Source organism: Umbribacter vaginalis, from assembly GCA_001552935.1.
GTDB lineage: Bacteria > Actinomycetota > Coriobacteriia > Coriobacteriales > Eggerthellaceae > Berryella > Berryella vaginalis.
Genome location: KQ959676.1, coordinates 20,180 through 36,222 on the forward strand (window position 1 = coordinate 20,180; position 16,043 = coordinate 36,222).

Annotated in this window: 13 protein-coding genes and 3 tRNA genes; 3 read left to right on the plus strand and 13 right to left on the minus strand. The window is 48.7% G+C overall.

Going from position 1 to position 16,043, the window contains the following annotated elements:
• The first annotated feature begins 121 nt into the window (after nucleotides 1–121).
• A tRNA-Gly gene (locus tag HMPREF3190_RS00935) sits at nucleotides 122–197 on the plus strand.
• Between the two features lie 45 nt (nucleotides 198–242).
• Nucleotides 243–316, plus strand: a tRNA-Cys gene (locus HMPREF3190_RS00940).
• Between the two features lie 379 nt (nucleotides 317–695).
• On the opposite strand, the gene HMPREF3190_RS00945 is transcribed toward HMPREF3190_RS00940, so the two are convergent.
• The 12 genes from HMPREF3190_RS00945 to uvrA all read right to left on the minus strand — a co-directional run bounded on the left by HMPREF3190_RS00945 (nucleotide 696) and on the right by uvrA (nucleotide 15,429).
• Nucleotides 696–784, minus strand: a tRNA-Leu gene (locus HMPREF3190_RS00945).
• Nucleotides 785–846: 62 nt separating this feature from the next.
• Nucleotides 847–1,101 (minus strand): preprotein translocase subunit SecG, encoded by a 255-nt coding sequence (gene secG / locus HMPREF3190_RS00950; protein WP_066779387.1) that lies wholly within the window; start codon nucleotides 1,099–1,101, stop codon nucleotides 847–849.
• A 350-nt stretch (nucleotides 1,102–1,451) separates the two neighbouring features.
• Entirely contained in the window at nucleotides 1,452–3,092 is a 1,641-nt protein-coding gene (gene gpmI / locus HMPREF3190_RS00955; protein WP_082715046.1) for a 2,3-bisphosphoglycerate-independent phosphoglycerate mutase, read from the minus strand.
• A 302-nt stretch (nucleotides 3,093–3,394) separates the two neighbouring features.
• Nucleotides 3,395–4,198 (minus strand): triose-phosphate isomerase, encoded by an 804-nt coding sequence (gene tpiA / locus HMPREF3190_RS00960; RefSeq protein WP_449675932.1) that lies wholly within the window; start codon nucleotides 4,196–4,198, stop codon nucleotides 3,395–3,397.
• Nucleotides 4,199–4,229: 31 nt separating this feature from the next.
• Nucleotides 4,230–5,429, minus strand: a complete 1,200-nt coding sequence (locus tag HMPREF3190_RS00965; RefSeq protein WP_066779393.1) for a phosphoglycerate kinase — start codon at nucleotides 5,427–5,429, stop codon at nucleotides 4,230–4,232.
• A gap of 171 nt (nucleotides 5,430–5,600) precedes the next feature.
• On the minus strand, nucleotides 5,601–6,605 hold the full coding sequence (gap, locus tag HMPREF3190_RS00970; RefSeq protein WP_066779396.1) for a type I glyceraldehyde-3-phosphate dehydrogenase: 1,005 nt from the start codon (nucleotides 6,603–6,605) through the stop codon (nucleotides 5,601–5,603).
• Nucleotides 6,606–6,662: 57 nt separating this feature from the next.
• Entirely contained in the window at nucleotides 6,663–7,586 is a 924-nt protein-coding gene (whiA, locus tag HMPREF3190_RS00975) for a DNA-binding protein WhiA (RefSeq protein WP_066779399.1), read from the minus strand.
• On the minus strand, nucleotides 7,559–8,596 hold the full coding sequence (locus tag HMPREF3190_RS00980; RefSeq protein WP_449675935.1) for a gluconeogenesis factor YvcK family protein: 1,038 nt from the start codon (nucleotides 8,594–8,596) through the stop codon (nucleotides 7,559–7,561). Before HMPREF3190_RS00980 ends, whiA begins: the two co-directional genes overlap by 28 nt.
• A 5-nt stretch (nucleotides 8,597–8,601) precedes the next feature.
• Nucleotides 8,602–9,528: an RNase adapter RapZ gene (gene rapZ / locus HMPREF3190_RS00985; RefSeq protein ID WP_066779402.1), complete on the minus strand. Its 927-nt coding sequence runs from the start codon at nucleotides 9,526–9,528 to the stop codon at nucleotides 8,602–8,604.
• A gap of 140 nt (nucleotides 9,529–9,668) precedes the next feature.
• Nucleotides 9,669–11,684: an excinuclease ABC subunit UvrC gene (gene uvrC, locus HMPREF3190_RS00990; protein WP_082715047.1), complete on the minus strand. Its 2,016-nt coding sequence runs from the start codon at nucleotides 11,682–11,684 to the stop codon at nucleotides 9,669–9,671.
• Between the two features lie 20 nt (nucleotides 11,685–11,704).
• Entirely contained in the window at nucleotides 11,705–12,235 is a 531-nt protein-coding gene (locus tag HMPREF3190_RS00995; protein WP_066779405.1) for a GNAT family N-acetyltransferase, read from the minus strand.
• 95 nt (nucleotides 12,236–12,330) lie between these two features.
• Nucleotides 12,331–15,429: an excinuclease ABC subunit UvrA gene (gene uvrA / locus HMPREF3190_RS01000; protein ID WP_066779408.1), complete on the minus strand. Its 3,099-nt coding sequence runs from the start codon at nucleotides 15,427–15,429 to the stop codon at nucleotides 12,331–12,333.
• 191 nt (nucleotides 15,430–15,620) lie between these two features.
• Here uvrA and HMPREF3190_RS07515 point away from each other — a divergent pair, with 191 nt between their 5' ends.
• Entirely contained in the window at nucleotides 15,621–15,764 is a 144-nt protein-coding gene (locus HMPREF3190_RS07515) for a hypothetical protein (protein WP_449675937.1), read from the plus strand.
• Here HMPREF3190_RS07515 and HMPREF3190_RS01010 read toward each other — a convergent pair.
• A partial coding sequence (locus HMPREF3190_RS01010) for a DUF3021 family protein (RefSeq protein WP_156425678.1) occupies nucleotides 15,761–16,043 on the minus strand: 283 nt, incomplete at its 5' end. The two genes, HMPREF3190_RS07515 and HMPREF3190_RS01010, sit on opposite strands and share 4 nt — an antisense overlap.

The window sequence follows — 16,043 nt, forward strand, 5'->3', positions numbered from 1 at the left end:
TGTCGATAGCAAGAAAATCAAAAGACCTGCTGTTTTAAGGGAACGTTAAAATAAACTTCAAAGTTTTTTAGAAAAAGTCTTGCAAGAAGCCGCAATTTCACGTAATATAAGCACTCGCAATGCGGACATGGCTCAGTTGGTAGAGCACCACCTTGCCAAGGTGGGGGTCGCGGGTTCGAACCCCGTTGTCCGCTCCATTTATGAATGTAGGCCGGTCATGCGTGGCTGGCCTTTTTAGTAACGGCGACGTGGCCAAGTGGTAAGGCAGAGGCCTGCAAAGCCTTTATCCCCAGTTCGAGTCTGGGCGTCGCCTCCAAAATCTTTCTTCCATAAGCTTTTTATCTTTGCATCGTTTTAACGCATCATGTTCACAACACCATACCTTCTGTATAGCGCTCTAGCACGCTACGTCGCAATGTTTCTTCCTCTTGTATCTTCCTTGTACATGGCTCCAGCGCATCCTAAAGCAATTAAGGAGCAAACCGGTACAAACAAGCAAGAATAGGTACTGAGCTAGCGTGCTGTCTACAACGAAAACAGGTACAAACAAGCAAGAACGAAAACGAAAGCCGCAACGCGCACAAGCAAAAACGAGAACAGCCTCAAACGAAATGAATCAAACAGGGAAATAAGATAGAAGCCGATAAAACAAAAAGACGCTCGCATCAAGCGATGCAAGCGTCTCGATTTAACGATGGTGTCGGAGGCGGGATTTGAACCCGCACACCCGATATGTGGGCACTAGCACCTCAAGCTAGCGTGTCTGCCATTCCACCACTCCGACATATGCTGTAATAACAGCGAAAAGTACTATAACTGAAAAATCAACTTCTGTGAAGTACAAATTTAAGAATTTATCGTACCCTGTGGATAAATTAACATCAATGCGATAAGCGAAAGCATAAAAATAATCGCAAGCACAATGGTAATGCGGTCAAGATTCTTCTCGACAATGCTTGTACCCGACTGACTTGAATATACAGAGCTGGCAATCATGTCGGAAACGCCTGTTCCTTTACCAGAATGCAATAGAATAAACACGATTAAACCAAGGCCTGATACAACAAGTAAAACAAGCAATATAATCAATAACGGATTCACAGCTTTCACTTTCTAACGTAAACAACTCAGAGCTATTATACTCATATTCACAGCGAACGTACATTTTTTATTGCATATCAACTAACATTCCATAACCGCGCGCTGTCGCGTCTGCCCGCGCTTGGTGCGCTTGCCCGACAAGCGCACGCGCATTTTCGCAGGCAGTGAGGTGGTTAAGAAAGTAACGCAACCGACAGATGAAGGCGTGGCGATTGCATCCCGATTGCAGTCTAGTTCTAGGCAACCTGTACCCCGATTGCATCCCGATTACAGTCCGATTGAGTGCCATTTTTCGCCCCAACCACTTCCCACACGCGCACCAATCACGCGGCGCACACACGCCGGCTCTACTAGGAGCGTTCTACGTCAAGCCAGCTTTCCGCCGTCATCTCGCTGGGGATGCGCAAGCCGATAATATCAAGCAGCGTAGGCGACACATTGCAAAGCGATCCAACATCCTGCTTCAACGCAAACGGCTTTTCCGAATAGTTGATAAGCGAAAACGGAACCAACGCACACGTATGCGCGGTCATAGGCGAGCCGTCAGTTTGTTTCATTTGATCGGCATTGCCGTGATCAGCTGTCAGCAAAGCTACACCGTGCTTTTTTTTCAAGGCATCGAGTACGCGCCGAATAGCACTATCAACGCACTCGACAGCTTTAATGGTGGCATCAAGCTTACCGGTGTGTCCTACCATATCGCAATTTGCAAAGTTCACGATGTACACGTCGGCTTTGTCGCTTTCAATGGCGTCTGCCAGGGCTTTCGATACTTCAACAGCGCTCATGCTGGGCGCTAAATCGTACGTTGCCACTTTGGGCGAACTGATAAGACAGCGCTCCTCGCCCGCCTTTGCCTCCTCGCGCCCACCGTTCAAAAAGAAGGTCACATGGGCGTATTTCTCGGTTTCGGCAATGTGATACTGCCGCAAACCTGCACCTGAGAGCACATCAGCAAGTACTTCACGTGGAAATTGCTTAGGAAACGCCACTGGCGCTGGAATAGTTGCATCGTATTCCGTAAGACAAATAAACAAGGGGAAAATATCTTTGCTTCGGTCAAAACCATCGAAATCATTACATACAAATGCACGCGTAAGCTGACGTGCGCGATCGGGGCGGAAGTTGAAAAAGATGCACGCGTCATTTGAAGAAATGCCCTTGTCACAAAACGCAACAGGCTCGATAAATTCATCAGTCACCGAGCGCTCGTAGGAAGATTGCAGCACGTCAATAGGCGTTTGGGAGCTCAAAGGTTCAGCCAACGCACATGCATCATACGCGCGCTTCACGCGCTCCCAGCGCTTATCGCGATCCATCGCATAGTAGCGCCCAGCCATAGACGCCACGTAAACGTGCGTGCCGTCGTGGTCATGGTGCGCAATATTATCAAGCAGCTCCTGCATGAACGTAACGCCACTGGTAGGACTTACGTCACGCCCGTCCATGAAAGCGTGAATCGCCACGCGCGCAACGTGTGCACGGCGCGCGCAATCGAGCAGCGCAAACAAATGCGCGTTGCTGGAATGCACTCCCCCGTTTGAAAGCAAACCCATCAGATGAAGCGTGCTCCCGTTCTGAGAAACATGTAAAAATGCACGTTGGAGCTGGTCGTTTTCAAATAAGCTACCATCTTCGATAGCGTGATTGATGCGCATCAGCTCTTGCGGAACAATGCGCCCCGCGCCAATATTCAAATGCCCCACCTCAGAATTGCCCATTTGCGTTTCAGGCAAACCAACGTAGGTGCCGCTGGCGTGCAGGCGCGTGCTTGAGCAATCGGAAAAAATAGCGTCGAGCGTAGGCGTATGAGCTTGGGAAATAGCGTTGCTCTCAGACGCTTCAGCGCAGCCAAAGCCATCCATAATCATAAGAAGCGCAGGAAGCGTGTACGCGCGCTTTTCTTGCTGCGAACACGCGTGCCACGCGGAATTTTCGCGCGAAGCGGGCTGTGGCGTTTGCTGCGATAAGGACGATGATACTGTATTCATACTAATCACTTTCTGTAATAGTGCCTATCATATGCTTTAAATCATCTGTTTGATGCTTGTCGTGGTGCAGAACTTATCGTGTTACGTGGCATGACACCTATCAGGTACCAGTGAGCAACAACACGGTGCAAAACTCAGCACGAGAGTGGTGCGGGCGCGGGGCGTGCTGCGGCGTTTGTTGTGACGTGACACGCAGCGATAGCGGCTGGCGTGGCGCTTTCCGCGGTGCTTCTCATCTGCAAGGTGCGCCTGCAAAGGGAACGCCGTCACAGCAGCTCACAGTCGAGCGTTCATCTCACAGCCTAGCGCACTGCTTCTGGTACCGCTGCCTGCACTAAAGGAACAAAACTGCGCGCTTCCAGAGACGCCTTACCCACCAGCACACCATCGATATGCGGCATGTTCATCAAGTTTGCAACGCTTCCTGGTGTAACCGAACCGCCATACAAAATGCGCGGCTGTTCGCCATCTTTCATGCCGAAAATGTCAAGAAGCACGCTGCGGATGTGCGCACCCATGCGCTCGGCACTTTCTGGAGGAGCGCTTACGCCCGTGCCGATAGCCCACAGCGGTTCGTATGCAACAGCACAGTGGCAAGCACAAGAAGCGTCTACCTGTGCAAATGCAGCTTTCAATTGCTGCTCAACGAAGCTGAGTTCTTCATGAGAATCGCGCACATACGCCGACTCACCCACGCACAGCATAACATTCAGCTGGTGTTCGAGCGCTGCAAGTACTTTGCGATGAACGATGTCGTTTGTTTCCCCAAACAGCTCACGGCGCTCAGAGTGTCCAACAAGTGCCCAGCTGCATCCAGCAGACTGAATCATTGCAGGCGAAATTTCACCAGTAAATGCACCGCTTTGTTCGTAATAAAAATTTTGCGCTCCTAGTTCAATGGGCATTTTTTCAAATTCAAACACCGTTTTTACTGGCTTAATATCAAGCGCTGGTGCAAACACAACAAGTTCAAAGTCGCTTGTATCGAAGCGATCGAGGTTATTGCAAATATCTTGTGCCAGCACGACCGCTTCAGGAATTGTTTTGTTCATTTTCCAGTTAGCTGCTATAAGAGGAACACGCATACCACACCATACCTTACTCATAAATTGCAAACGACAAGCTGCGAAGCAAGCCTTACGCAGTGCGAACCTTACACGCTTCAAGTGCGGCAATGCCAGGAAGTTCTTTTCCTTCAATAAATTCCATTGACGCTCCACCACCTGTTGAAATAAAGCTCATTTTGCTACTTAACCCGCAGCGTGCAACCGCACACGCGCTATCACCGCCACCAATAACGCTTATCGTATCAGGCGCATCAGCAAGACATTGTGCGATAGCTTTTGTGCCGTGTGCAAACACTGGCTGCTCGAAGGCACCCATAGGCCCATTCCAAAATACGCAGCGTGCACTATGCAGTGCTTCAGCAAAACTATGGGAACTATCAGGGCCAATATCAAGCCCCATCATGTGCTCTGGAATTGCATCGACCGATACCACTTGTATATCATGCGTGTTATCAAGCGATGGCGCCACCACAACATCGTGCGGCAATAACAGCGCAACACCTTTGCTTTGCGCGAGCTTCATAATGCGGCGTGCTTCGTCAAGATAGTCGTTTTGCACGAGTGACGCACCCACATTCTTTCCCTGAGCAGCCAAAAACGTAAAGCACATCGCACCGCCTATAAGCAGCGTATCGGCATGTTCAAGCAGCGAGGTAATAACGCCAATTTTGTCGGACACTTTCGAGCCGCCGAGCACCACCGCAAAGGGATGCGCAGGCTGCGTAACCAACTGGGTAAGCGTTTCAATTTCACGCTGAATAAGAAAACCAGCAAACGAAGGAAGAAGTTTCGTGATAGCAGCAACAGATGCATGAGCACGATGCACACAGCCAAACGCATCATTGCAATAGATGTCTGCTAACGATGCCAGCTCACGCGCATACGATTCATCATTTGAATACTCACGCGCATCGAAACGTACATTTTCAAGCAGCAAAACGTCTTTATTGCCAAGCGATGCCGCTTTAATACGAGCGTCGCTACCAACCGTATCATGCGCACACAAAACTGGTGTACCAAGCAGCGAACTTAAACGCAAAGCAATCGGACGCAGCGAAAGATTATCATCGGGAACAGAACCTTTTGGACGACCTCGATGGCTTGCAATAATAATCTTTGCGTTGTGCTCGATAAGATACATAATCGTTGGCAACGCTGCAACAAGTCGCGTATCATCAAGTACGCTCATGCCATCGCATGGAGCGTTTAAATCGAGACGCAACAATACACGCTTACCAGCTACATCTTGAGAATCTATGGTAGGTAGCATTCAATTTCCCCATTTCATACCAATACAAAATCGAACCGTGCAACATAATACACAAAGCACACAAGCAGATACCTTACAACCATGATACCTCTGTTGTACTTTCCAAACACACCACGCTCGCATGCAGCGACACATGCGAGGCTTAATGGAAATCACACACTACATGACACGTTAGGCAATCATGATTTTTGCAAGATCAGCAACGCGTTTTGAGTATGCCCATTCATTGTCATACCACGCAATTACTTTGCAGAAATTGCTGTTGTCGCCCAATACCATGGTAAGTTTTGAATCAAATACGCATGAATACGGATTACCGATAATATCAACTGAAACTAACGGATCGGTTGAATACTGAATGATGCCTTTAAATGTGCTTTCAGCTGCACGTTCAAGCGCTTCATTTACTTCAGACACGCAAACAGCACGCTCAAGTTCGCATGTTAAATCGACCATGGATGCATCAGGTGTTGGAACACGCGTTGCAAAACCATCAAATTTACCTGCAAGCTCAGGAATAACAAGCGACACCGCTTTTGCAGCACCCGTTGTTGTTGGAATCATAGAAAGTGCTGCCGCACGGGCACGACGTAAATCTTTATGAGGTAAATCAAGAATTTTTTGATCATTCGTATAGGAATGAATGGTATTCATAAATCCGCGTTTAATACCAAAGGTGTCAAGCAGCACTTTTGCAAGCGGCGCTAAACAATTCGTAGTGCAGGAAGCGTTTGACACAATCGTGTGCTTATCAGGGTTATATTCAGAATCGTTTACACCCATAACAATTGTTTTATCAACATTTTTGCCCGGCGCAGTAATAATAACTTTACGAGCGCCCGACTCAATATGAGCGCGCGCAGTATTACCATCACGAAAATGCCCTGTTGATTCGATGACAACGTCCACGTTATGACTACCCCACGGTACTCCATGAGGATCACGATCGCCATATACCGCTGCGGTTTTCCCATCAACCGTAAGCGAATTGGCAGTGCACGATACGTTATCAAAGCGCTTACCATGCACTGAATCGAACTTCAATAAGTGGGCCATTGCTTCTGGTGAACCAGGATCATTTATGGCAACCACTTCGCAGGTGGGGTCATCAAATAATGCGCGGTAGACTAACCGACCAATACGCCCAAAGCCATTGATTCCAATTCGAGTTGTCATAGTTGTCCTTCCCTTAACGGTATTGAGGTATAGCTTTATTGTAAAGTATGTGAGTGCTTAAATGTCATGAGCAAGCTGCTCTATGCGACGGATACGATGGTAAATGGCAGATTTCGATAACGGCGGTGAGGCATATTCACCCAATTGCTTAAGCGTTGCGTTCGGATAACTTACGCGAAGCTGAATTACTTCGCGCAAAGCTTGCGGAAGACCCTCGATACCAAACGCGCCCAGCACCTTTTTCATGGCATAAATTTGATCGACAGAAGCATTAGCAGCTTTTGTTGTATTTGCAATTTCAGCATTGATGACGCGATTAACATCATTGCGCACGCTTTTTACAACACGTTCATTTTCCATTGTGAGTGCTGCTTGATGAGCTCCTACACACGCAAGAAATTCGCTTATCGCTTCCCCGCTTTTTAAGTAAATCATATATGAACTGCGTCGTTGCATAATACGCGCCGAAATAAGACGTTTTTCCAAAAGCTGTACTAACGCGCGAGCATGTTCTTCTTGTTCAATAACCATCTCAAAGTGGAAATCACCACGCGGATTAGAAATAAAACCGCTTCCCATAAAACAGCCACGCAAATAGGCTGCTTGACAGCATTGCTTAGCAATAAGATGGGAGTCCAAACCCTGTACAAAACCATCGTTTCGCAAAATTCCCATAGTAGCAAGTGCCTTTTTCAACTGGGGCTGAAACGCAAACTCAATAAGATAATTAGGAGTTTTGTGAAGAACGCTGCGGCGGATAATAAGATTGGTTTCAAGATCAAACAACTCGTGTGCAAGCCGAATAACCAAACGCGCAACCGAAGGAATATCGGTTGACAGTTCAAGGCGATACATGTCTTTACCAGCCAAAACGAGAGTGCCTTCCGTACGCAACAACGCGGACAGGCAAGCGATGCCACAGTGTGTACACTCCCCTTCTACATGCGATAATTCTACTTTAACGTCGGTTGCAAATGACACGCGCGTAACACCTCCTCGAATGCTTCACGCAATAGGCGTGGATCATGCCACGTAGGAAGTGCGTCGTCAATGAGACGGCGCGCGCAAACTGAAATTCCCTTTTCTCGAAGTGCTTCTTGTTGTGTGTCATCCCATACCACAGGTGTTTTTTCATGATGAGGCGTGTGAACAATCACCCAGTTCAAACGTCCTTCAAGTCCAAAACGCAATAAAGCTTCAACGTGTTCAAGCACTGACATACCACGCGTTTCACCTTGAATATCAGCAAGCGAGCACACAAATACCACATACGCCGACGACGCACGGATAGCATCCACAACGCCAGGGACAAGCAAGTTCGCAATGATAGATGTAAAGAGCGATCCAGGGCCAAGCACAATTAAATTGGCGCTGCGCAGTGCATCGAGAGCTGGCTCATAAGCTTGCAGCGTATCGGGTGATTCAAGCGATACGGTATTAAGCGCACTGCGGGAATGAGACGCAAGCGCCTGACCACGCAACAACCGCCCTTCATTGTTGCGCGCAAGAAGCGTAACGCGCTCAAGTGTTGAAGGGTACACGTTTCCGCGGGCATGAAGCAGCTGAGCACAGGTTTTAATAGCTGTTGGGAACGATCCTGTTGTTTGCTCAAGAGCAGAAAGCATTAAATTTCCAAGCGTATGATTTTCAGCAAAAGTAAAACGCAAACGGAACGCCTGTGTGAATGCATCAGTCGGGCATGCCGCCATCGCCGATAAGCATTTACGCACATCGCCTGGTGTGCTTGCACCTGCTTCATCACGCAGAATACCACTTGAGCCACCATCATCTGCCATTGCTACAACACATGAAGTTTCTATTCCCATAGATAACAGCGTGCGAATTGATACAGGCGCACCTGTTCCCCCACCTACTACGACCGCTTTAATAGAACGCTCACTTACAGCATGAGCTGGCAAAGCTTCAAACGCTTCAGTAAGCGAGGGGTCGTGAACAAAAGGTCCATCGCTTTTTTTAAAATTAATGTGCACGAATGTTACTCCTTGCTTGTAGCGCTACGCGCAGAAGGTTCGCGTTTTTGCGCGAGCGATAAATCGCGGTGCGCAACACTCACGCGATAACCAAGCGAAGCAAGATACTCACCTGTCACTTCTGCTAAACATACGCTGCGATGTTGACCGCCCGTACAGCCAATGCCAATTGCCAGCTGCTGTTTACCCTCATTTACGTAACCAGGCATAACGCAGTCAAGCAAAGCTTCCCAGCGCTTGAGAAACTTTTCTGTCTCTTCGTTATACAACACGTAATCGCGCACTTCTTGATCGAGCCCTGTTAAGTATTTTAAGCGAGCTTCATAGTAGGGATTAGGAAGAAATCGCACATCAACTACTAAATCGGCATCGCGAGGTACGCCGTGTTTAAAGCCGAACGAATATACCGTAACGGCAAGCCCACGCGTTGTTGCACCGTGCGCAAACGCTTCATTGAGCTTTGTGCGAAGCTCAGCAGGCAACATATGAGTAGTATCAATAATTACATGAGCACGCTGACGAATGTCGTACAACACATCGCGCTCGCGTGCTATCCCGCGTGAAATAGACGCTCCATCATCGCATAAAGGATGACGGCGCCGCGATGATTTATAGCGAGCGATAAGTTTTTCATCTGCTGCATCGAGAAATAAAATACGTATCGAAATATGTTGTGTTGCAAGGTGCTCAAGTTCATCGTGCATGTGTTCAAAAAAATTACCCATGCGTGCATCACAAACAACTGCCAACTTACGACACGGCGTATCGGGTTTGTTCTTACAAAGCTCAATAAGCCCACCTATCAGCGCAGGAGGCAAATTATCAACGCAAAAATATCCCAGATCTTCAAAAACGCGCAGCGCTTCGGTTCGTCCTGCGCCACTCATTCCTGTTACGATAACAAGATCAAAAGCATCCTGTTCAGATGTCATGCATACCTCCTTACAACAGCAGTTATGTTGATAGTACTACCACAAAAACAGCGTTGCGGCGCGCGACATGCGCGAATAACACTCCAGCACACGCGCGCTTGTTTTCCCGTTATTTCAAGTACCATTATAAAGCAAAACCACTACCGTTGTATGGCGTGAGCACGCTCGGAATACAGCTGCAACACGTGATACACTTCCCGCGCAACATCATCAGGCACAATATGAGCTTCTATCAGCTGCTCACACGACGCTGCACGCAAATTCTTAAACGAACCAAAATAATGCAGAAGCGCTTTTTTACGCTTCGGACCAATACCGCTAACTTCGTCAAGTATGCTGGTAGTCATGCCTTTTTGTCGCAGCTCACGATGAAACGTAATTGCAAAACGATGTGCTTCATCACGCACTGCCTTCACCAAATACAAAGACGGTGAACCCATAGGCAACACCACAGGCTCGCTGCCTTGCCAAGGCACAAACAATTCTTCGTCACGCTTTGCTAAACCTGCAAGTGCAATGTCGTGGATATCCATTTCATCAAACATGGCAATAACGGCATTCAACTGGGGTAAACCACCATCAAGAATAATCAAATCGGGCTTTGAGCCAAAGTTTTTATCGGCCATACGAGAAGCGCAATAACGGCGTTTCATAACTTCTTGCATACTTAAAAAATCGTTTGCTTCATCAAGAGGTGTCTTAATTTTGAAACGGCGATATTGCGATGTATCGGCTTTTCCATTCACAAATACTACCATCGACGCAACCGTATACGCACCATGAAACGTTGAAATGTCGAAACACTCGATGCGCATCGGCGGGCGCTCCATAGCAAGCGCATTTTCAAGCTGCAGCAACGCAGTATTCGTGCGATTCGTGTCGTAATTGTTCTTCACTTTATAGCGAAGCAGCGTATGTTTTGCCTGCTGATTTGCAAGTTTAAGGAATGCAGCCTTTTCACCTTTTTGCGGAGTGCTAAACCGCACACGCGCACCTTTTTTTGATGCCAGCTTTTCAGTAAGCCACGCTTCCATAAGTTCTTTATCTTCAGGCAGCTCATCAACACAAATTTCTTTGGGAATTGAACTTGTTTGCTCATAGTAGCGTAGCAAAAACATATGCAATAAATCTTGCGTAGGAACATTTGACCCCTTGTTCAGAACAAACTCGTTTGCATTAAGCACTTGACCTTCGCGCACCATTAATACATGAGCACCAGCAAGCTCGTCTTCGCGATACATGCCGATAACGTCAATATCAAGCAAGCGTCCTACCTGCACATTTTGCTTGGAATGCAATGATGAAAGCACATCAAGGCGGCTTTTTATGCGCGCTGCTTTCTCAAACTCAAGATTGCCAGCAGCTGCTTGCATTGCACGCGTTAGTTCGTCTTCAAACTCTTTATGTTGACCGTTCAGAAAACGAGTTACTTTTTCAACATTTTTAGCGTAATCATCGGTAGAGATGCGTCCACAGCATGCACCAGGAGCTAATCCTACATGACAATCAAAACATGGTTTGCTAAAAGCATAATGTGCAGGAACGGGTACGAGTTCGGGTGCAGGGGAAGCACCGCGTGCACCGTGCGCTTTCAATACACGCTGCATACGCCGCCATTCAGGGCAGCGTGCGCTACACAGCGGCACTACTTTGCGGGCAATTTCTATTAAGCGGCGCGCTGCACGTGAATCGGTAAACGGTCCAAAATAGCGCGTTGTTTTCACGTGTTTCTCGCGCGTGTATTTGATTGCGGGAAACATATCGTCCATCGTTAAGGCAATGAATGGATATGTTTTGTCATCCTTAAAATCGGCATTAAAGAAAGGAGCATACTGAGCAATTAAGTTTCTTTCAAGTACCAGTGATTCGTGTTCATTATTCACAACTAAATATTCAAAGGAATCAATTTGTGCTACCAGCAAGGGAATTTTTGGACGATCGTCCAAAAAACCGATATATTGACGCATACGCGCGCGCAGCTGCTTTGCTTTCCCCACGTAAATGACTTCGCCCTGAGCATTTTTCCACAAATAGCACCCTGGCTTAGCAGGAACGAATTCAAGCTCTTTTTTGAGTCGCTCAATTTTTTTTGCTTGCTGTTCGCGAATATTATCACGCAGCGCAACATAGCGAATATGCTGGGAGTTATCGCTCATACTACACGCCAGCTATAGCTTTATGAAAGTAATTTTTCGTAGACGTAGCGCAGTTTTGTAGGCTCGGTAGTATGGAGTAGATGGAAGCTTCCAACGTGCGTGTATCCTAATTTCTCCAACAGCGCTTGCATGCGAATGTTACCGGGGTGCGTGTCAACGCGCAACGCTCGCAGATGATGCTGGTGCGCAAGAGTTTCTGCAAAGCCAAAAAGCGCAGTTGCGGTGCCACGACGTGCAACATGCGTATTGGTGGCAACGCGATGAATAGTAAGATAGTCGGGGTTTTGTGATGTTCCTGGTGTATTCCACGCACCGTCAATCGAGTCGTATTCCACATCGCCCTGAACCGTAAACATAGCAACGCCTAGAAAAACGTCCTGTTCAGTTGCAACATACAGCTCCCTATGCTCAATGTCAGCGCGAATGGTTTCAGGAAATGGACGCCCGCTTTGCCACTGGTCGATACCAAGCTGCGCTAGCTGCGCGCGGCCATCAGCATACACTGCTGAGATAGCATCAAAATCTTGCATTGTAGCAGGGCGAATTTCCATAGTTATCCCTTTCATTAACAGCAAACCATACAAAAGACTACCGGCACATGCAAACGCGTGCACGGAAACGCAAACGCGCATATGAGCGCTAGAATTTAACCACGTGCAAGCAACGGTGTCAAGAACTGACCAGTGTAGCTTTCCTTACACGCGCACACGTCCTCGGGCGTGCCACATGCTACAATGCGACCGCCGCCACTTCCCCCTTCAGGACCTAAATCAATAATATGATCGGCGCATTTTATGACATCCAGATTGTGCTCAATTACCAGCACTGTATTGCCAGCGTCCACTAACCGTTGTAACACAGAAAGCAACTGATCGACATCCTCAAAATGCAATCCGGTGGTAGGTTCGTCCAAAATGTACATCGTTTTGCCTGTTGCGCGCTTGTTTAACTCGCTTGACAACTTCACGCGCTGCGCTTCGCCGCCCGAAAGCGTTGTAGAGCTTTGACCAAGGCGTATATAACCCAGACCCACGTCGTGAAGCGATTGCAATTTCGTGCGAATACACGAGATGTTCTCGAAGAAATGGAGTGCTTCATCAACCGTCATGTCAAGCACATCGGCGATACTTTTGCCCTTGTACAACACCGAAAGCGTTTCGCGATTGTAGCGCGCACCGTCGCATTCTTCGCACGCAACATAAATATCAGGCAGGAAATGCATTTCAATTTTCAGCTGACCGTCGCCTTTGCACACTTCACAGCGTCCGCCCTCGGTATTAAACGAGAAGCGACTCGGCCGAAAACCTTTAAGCTTCGCTTCAGGCGTTGATGCATACAAATCGCGAACGTGATCCCATAAGCCCACATAAGTGGCAGGATTCGAACGCGGCGTGCGCCCGATGGGGCTTTGATCGACAATGATCACTTTGTTCAGGTGCTCAAGGCCCGTGACGCGCTTGTACGCGCCTTCTTTCATGCGCGCACCGTTAAGTTTGTTGCACAAAAGCGGCGCAAGCGTATCGGAAATAAGCGAGCTTTTCCCCGAGCCGCTAACACCCGTAACGCAGGTGAACGTACCCAAAGGAATAGAAACGGTAAGGTTTTGCAGGTTGTTTTCTGACGCGCCATAGAGCGTAAGCGTACCGCGGCGCGGATGGCGGCGCTTGCGCGGAACGGCAATAGATTTGCGGCCACTTAAGTAGGCGCCTGTCAGCGATTTTTTGTTGGCAATAATGTCGGCAGGCGTGCCTTGCGCAACCACGTGTCCGCCGTGTTCACCTGCGCCAGGGCCCATATCAATCACCCAATCGGCAACGCGTATCGTGTCTTCGTCGTGTTCTACAACCAGCACGGTATTACCAAGATCGCGCAACTTTTGCAGCGTGCGAATAAGGCGCACGTTGTCGCGCTGATGCAAACCGATAGACGGCTCATCAAGAATGTACAGCACGCCCATAAGCCCAGCTCCAATTTGCGTTGCCAAGCGAATGCGCTGCGCTTCACCACCCGAAAGTGTTGAACACGAACGCTCAAGGCTTAAATAATCCAACCCAACGTTCACCAAAAACTGCAAACGAGCTCGAATTTCCTTCACGATAGGCTCGGCAATCAGCGCCTTTGACCCGCTGAAATGCAGCGACTCGAAAAACGCCAAGCTGTCGCGCGCGCTCATATGACAGCACTCGTAAATTGACTTTTCACCAACCGTTACCGCAAGCATTTCAGGTCGCAAACGCTGACCTTTGCACGCTTCACAGGGAACGGTTGCAATGTAGCGCATGAACTTGTCGCGTTGGCGATCGCTGCTTGCTTCCTTAAGCTTATCGCGCACAGCTGCCACAATGCCGTGCCATTCTATGTCCCAAAACGTTTTGCGGCCGTCAATTTTTATGTAGTGAACACGCACTTTTTCACGCGTTCCATACAGCAGAACATGGCGCGTTTTCTCAGGTAAATCGCACCACGGCGTATCGGCGTTGCCGCCCATATGCTGAACCACTGCCTCAAGCACCTGCGGATAGTAGTTGCCTGTTTTGAACGGCGCCACAGCACCTTGCGCAATACTTAACGATGTATCGAGAACTACCAGGTGAGGGTCAACTTCCTCGCAACTGCCAAGGCCCAAACAGCTTGGACACGCGCCATAGGGAGCATTAAACGAGAAGTCGCGCGGCTGTAAATCGGGAACGGAGTAGCCGTGCTCGGGGCACGCATTGCGCAACGAGTACATAAACTCACCGGACGTGCGTGCGCCTTTTGCGCCTGATGAACGGTGCTGCGCAGGGGTATTGGTGGTGTCGGGGCTAGTGGCAGCGTCGGCGGTGACTGTTGCAGCGTCGGAGGTGGCAACGTATGCAGGTGCGGACGCGTTCGATTGCGCGTTCGCTTGTGTAGCTTCGTCTACAAAGGACACAAGCACGCTGCCATCTGCAAGAATGCTTGCCTGTTCAACCGCACTGGTAATGCGAGAGCGCGACGACTCCCTCAATACAACACGGTCGATGATAACTTCAATAAAATGTTTTACTTTTTTGTTCAGTGTAAGGGGCGTGCCGTCGTATTTAATAATGGTGCCGTCAACACGAAAACGCACGAAACCTTCCCGCGACAAATCAGCAAACAGCTTGGTGAACTCGCCTTTTTTCCCTTGCACGAGCGGCGCCATAATAAGCGCACGGGGCGCGCCAGATATGCCAGCGCCCTGCCCGGAAGCAGTACCTGTGTCGCACGCGCGCAAAGCGCCATCGACTTCAGCACCAGTGCCCGAAGCGCTATCACCCGCAGCGCCATCGCGCCCGTTGCTCGTTTCTGCAGCAGCGTTCAAAATGCTGTCAGTTACCTGGTCGGCTGTTTGCTGGGTAATTACTTTGCCGCATTCAGGGCAATGAGCAACACCCACGCGCGCATAAAGAAGTCGCAGATAGTCATATATTTCTGTGGTCGTTGCAACTGTTGATCGCGGATTGGTTGATGTCGTTTTCTGATCGATAGATACCGCCGGCGACAAGCCATCAATGCTATCAACATCGGGCTTTGACATGCGGCCCAAAAACATGCGCGCGTAGCTTGAAAGCGACTCAACATAGCGCCGCTGCCCTTCAGCGTAAATGGTGTCGAACGCCAAACTCGACTTACCCGAGCCCGAAAGCCCTGTTATAACCACTAATTTATCGCGCGGAATACGTAATGAAACATTTTGTAACGTGTGCTCTCGCGCACCTTTGATAACAATTTCGCGCTCCATGTACTCACAGTCTTTCGTTGTAGTGCTTGTAGCTACCGTTTTCGTTGTGCGTTTCGGTGCTGGTGCTTTTGATGGTGTTGGTACTTGGTTGCCTTATCGGTAACTTTTATATTGTAATGGAGCGCGCATGATCGATGTACCTCAATCGTAACTGTTATGAAATGCTTACCTTCATTGCACAGATGCGAGGTGTGAAGGCATTACGTGGATGGCACGGAAATTGCCCAGGCAGCACGTTACGTGCGCAGATGGTGCGGCGGGGACGCGTGGGGCTTGATGACGCACCCGAGCCTCTGAATTGTTCGCCTTATATGGGTAACGAACAGCGCCTTTAGTGCGCGGCGTGTTCTTGGCCCTTCTGTTCTTGAAGAATATGTAAGCGCTCATTCATCTGGCGCGATGTTTTGTAATTGAATGCAAAGACAAGCGAGCTTATTACGAAAGGAACAACGCCACAAAACACAACACTTATTACAACAGCATAATTGCTTTCTCCCAGCGGAATCCAATGCACAGCAATTGCAATCAAAAGGTAGATAATCACCGGCGGAATAAATCCAATAGCAAATCGAGTCCAACGAGAAAAGCGCTCCATACGCCATGCAAACCCAAAA

Bases quoted from the DNA above. Each gene is read 5' to 3' on its own strand.
- gpmI (WP_082715046.1), bottom strand. From the start codon at position 3,092: ATGAATACAGTATCATCGTCCTTATCGCAGCAAACGCCACAGCCCGCT.
- tpiA (WP_449675932.1), bottom strand. From the start codon at position 4,198: ATGAGTAAGGTATGGTGTGGTATGCGTGTTCCTCTTATAGCAGCTAAC.
- HMPREF3190_RS00965 (WP_066779393.1), bottom strand. From the start codon at position 5,429: ATGCTACCTACCATAGATTCTCAAGATGTAGCTGGTAAGCGTGTATTG.
- gap (WP_066779396.1), bottom strand. From the start codon at position 6,605: ATGACAACTCGAATTGGAATCAATGGCTTTGGGCGTATTGGTCGGTTA.
- rapZ (WP_066779402.1), bottom strand. From the start codon at position 9,528: ATGACATCTGAACAGGATGCTTTTGATCTTGTTATCGTAACAGGAATG.
- uvrC (WP_082715047.1), bottom strand. From the start codon at position 11,684: ATGAGCGATAACTCCCAGCATATTCGCTATGTTGCGCTGCGTGATAAT.
- HMPREF3190_RS00995 (WP_066779405.1), bottom strand. From the start codon at position 12,235: ATGGAAATTCGCCCTGCTACAATGCAAGATTTTGATGCTATCTCAGCA.
- uvrA (WP_066779408.1), bottom strand. From the start codon at position 15,429: ATGGAGCGCGAAATTGTTATCAAAGGTGCGCGAGAGCACACGTTACAA.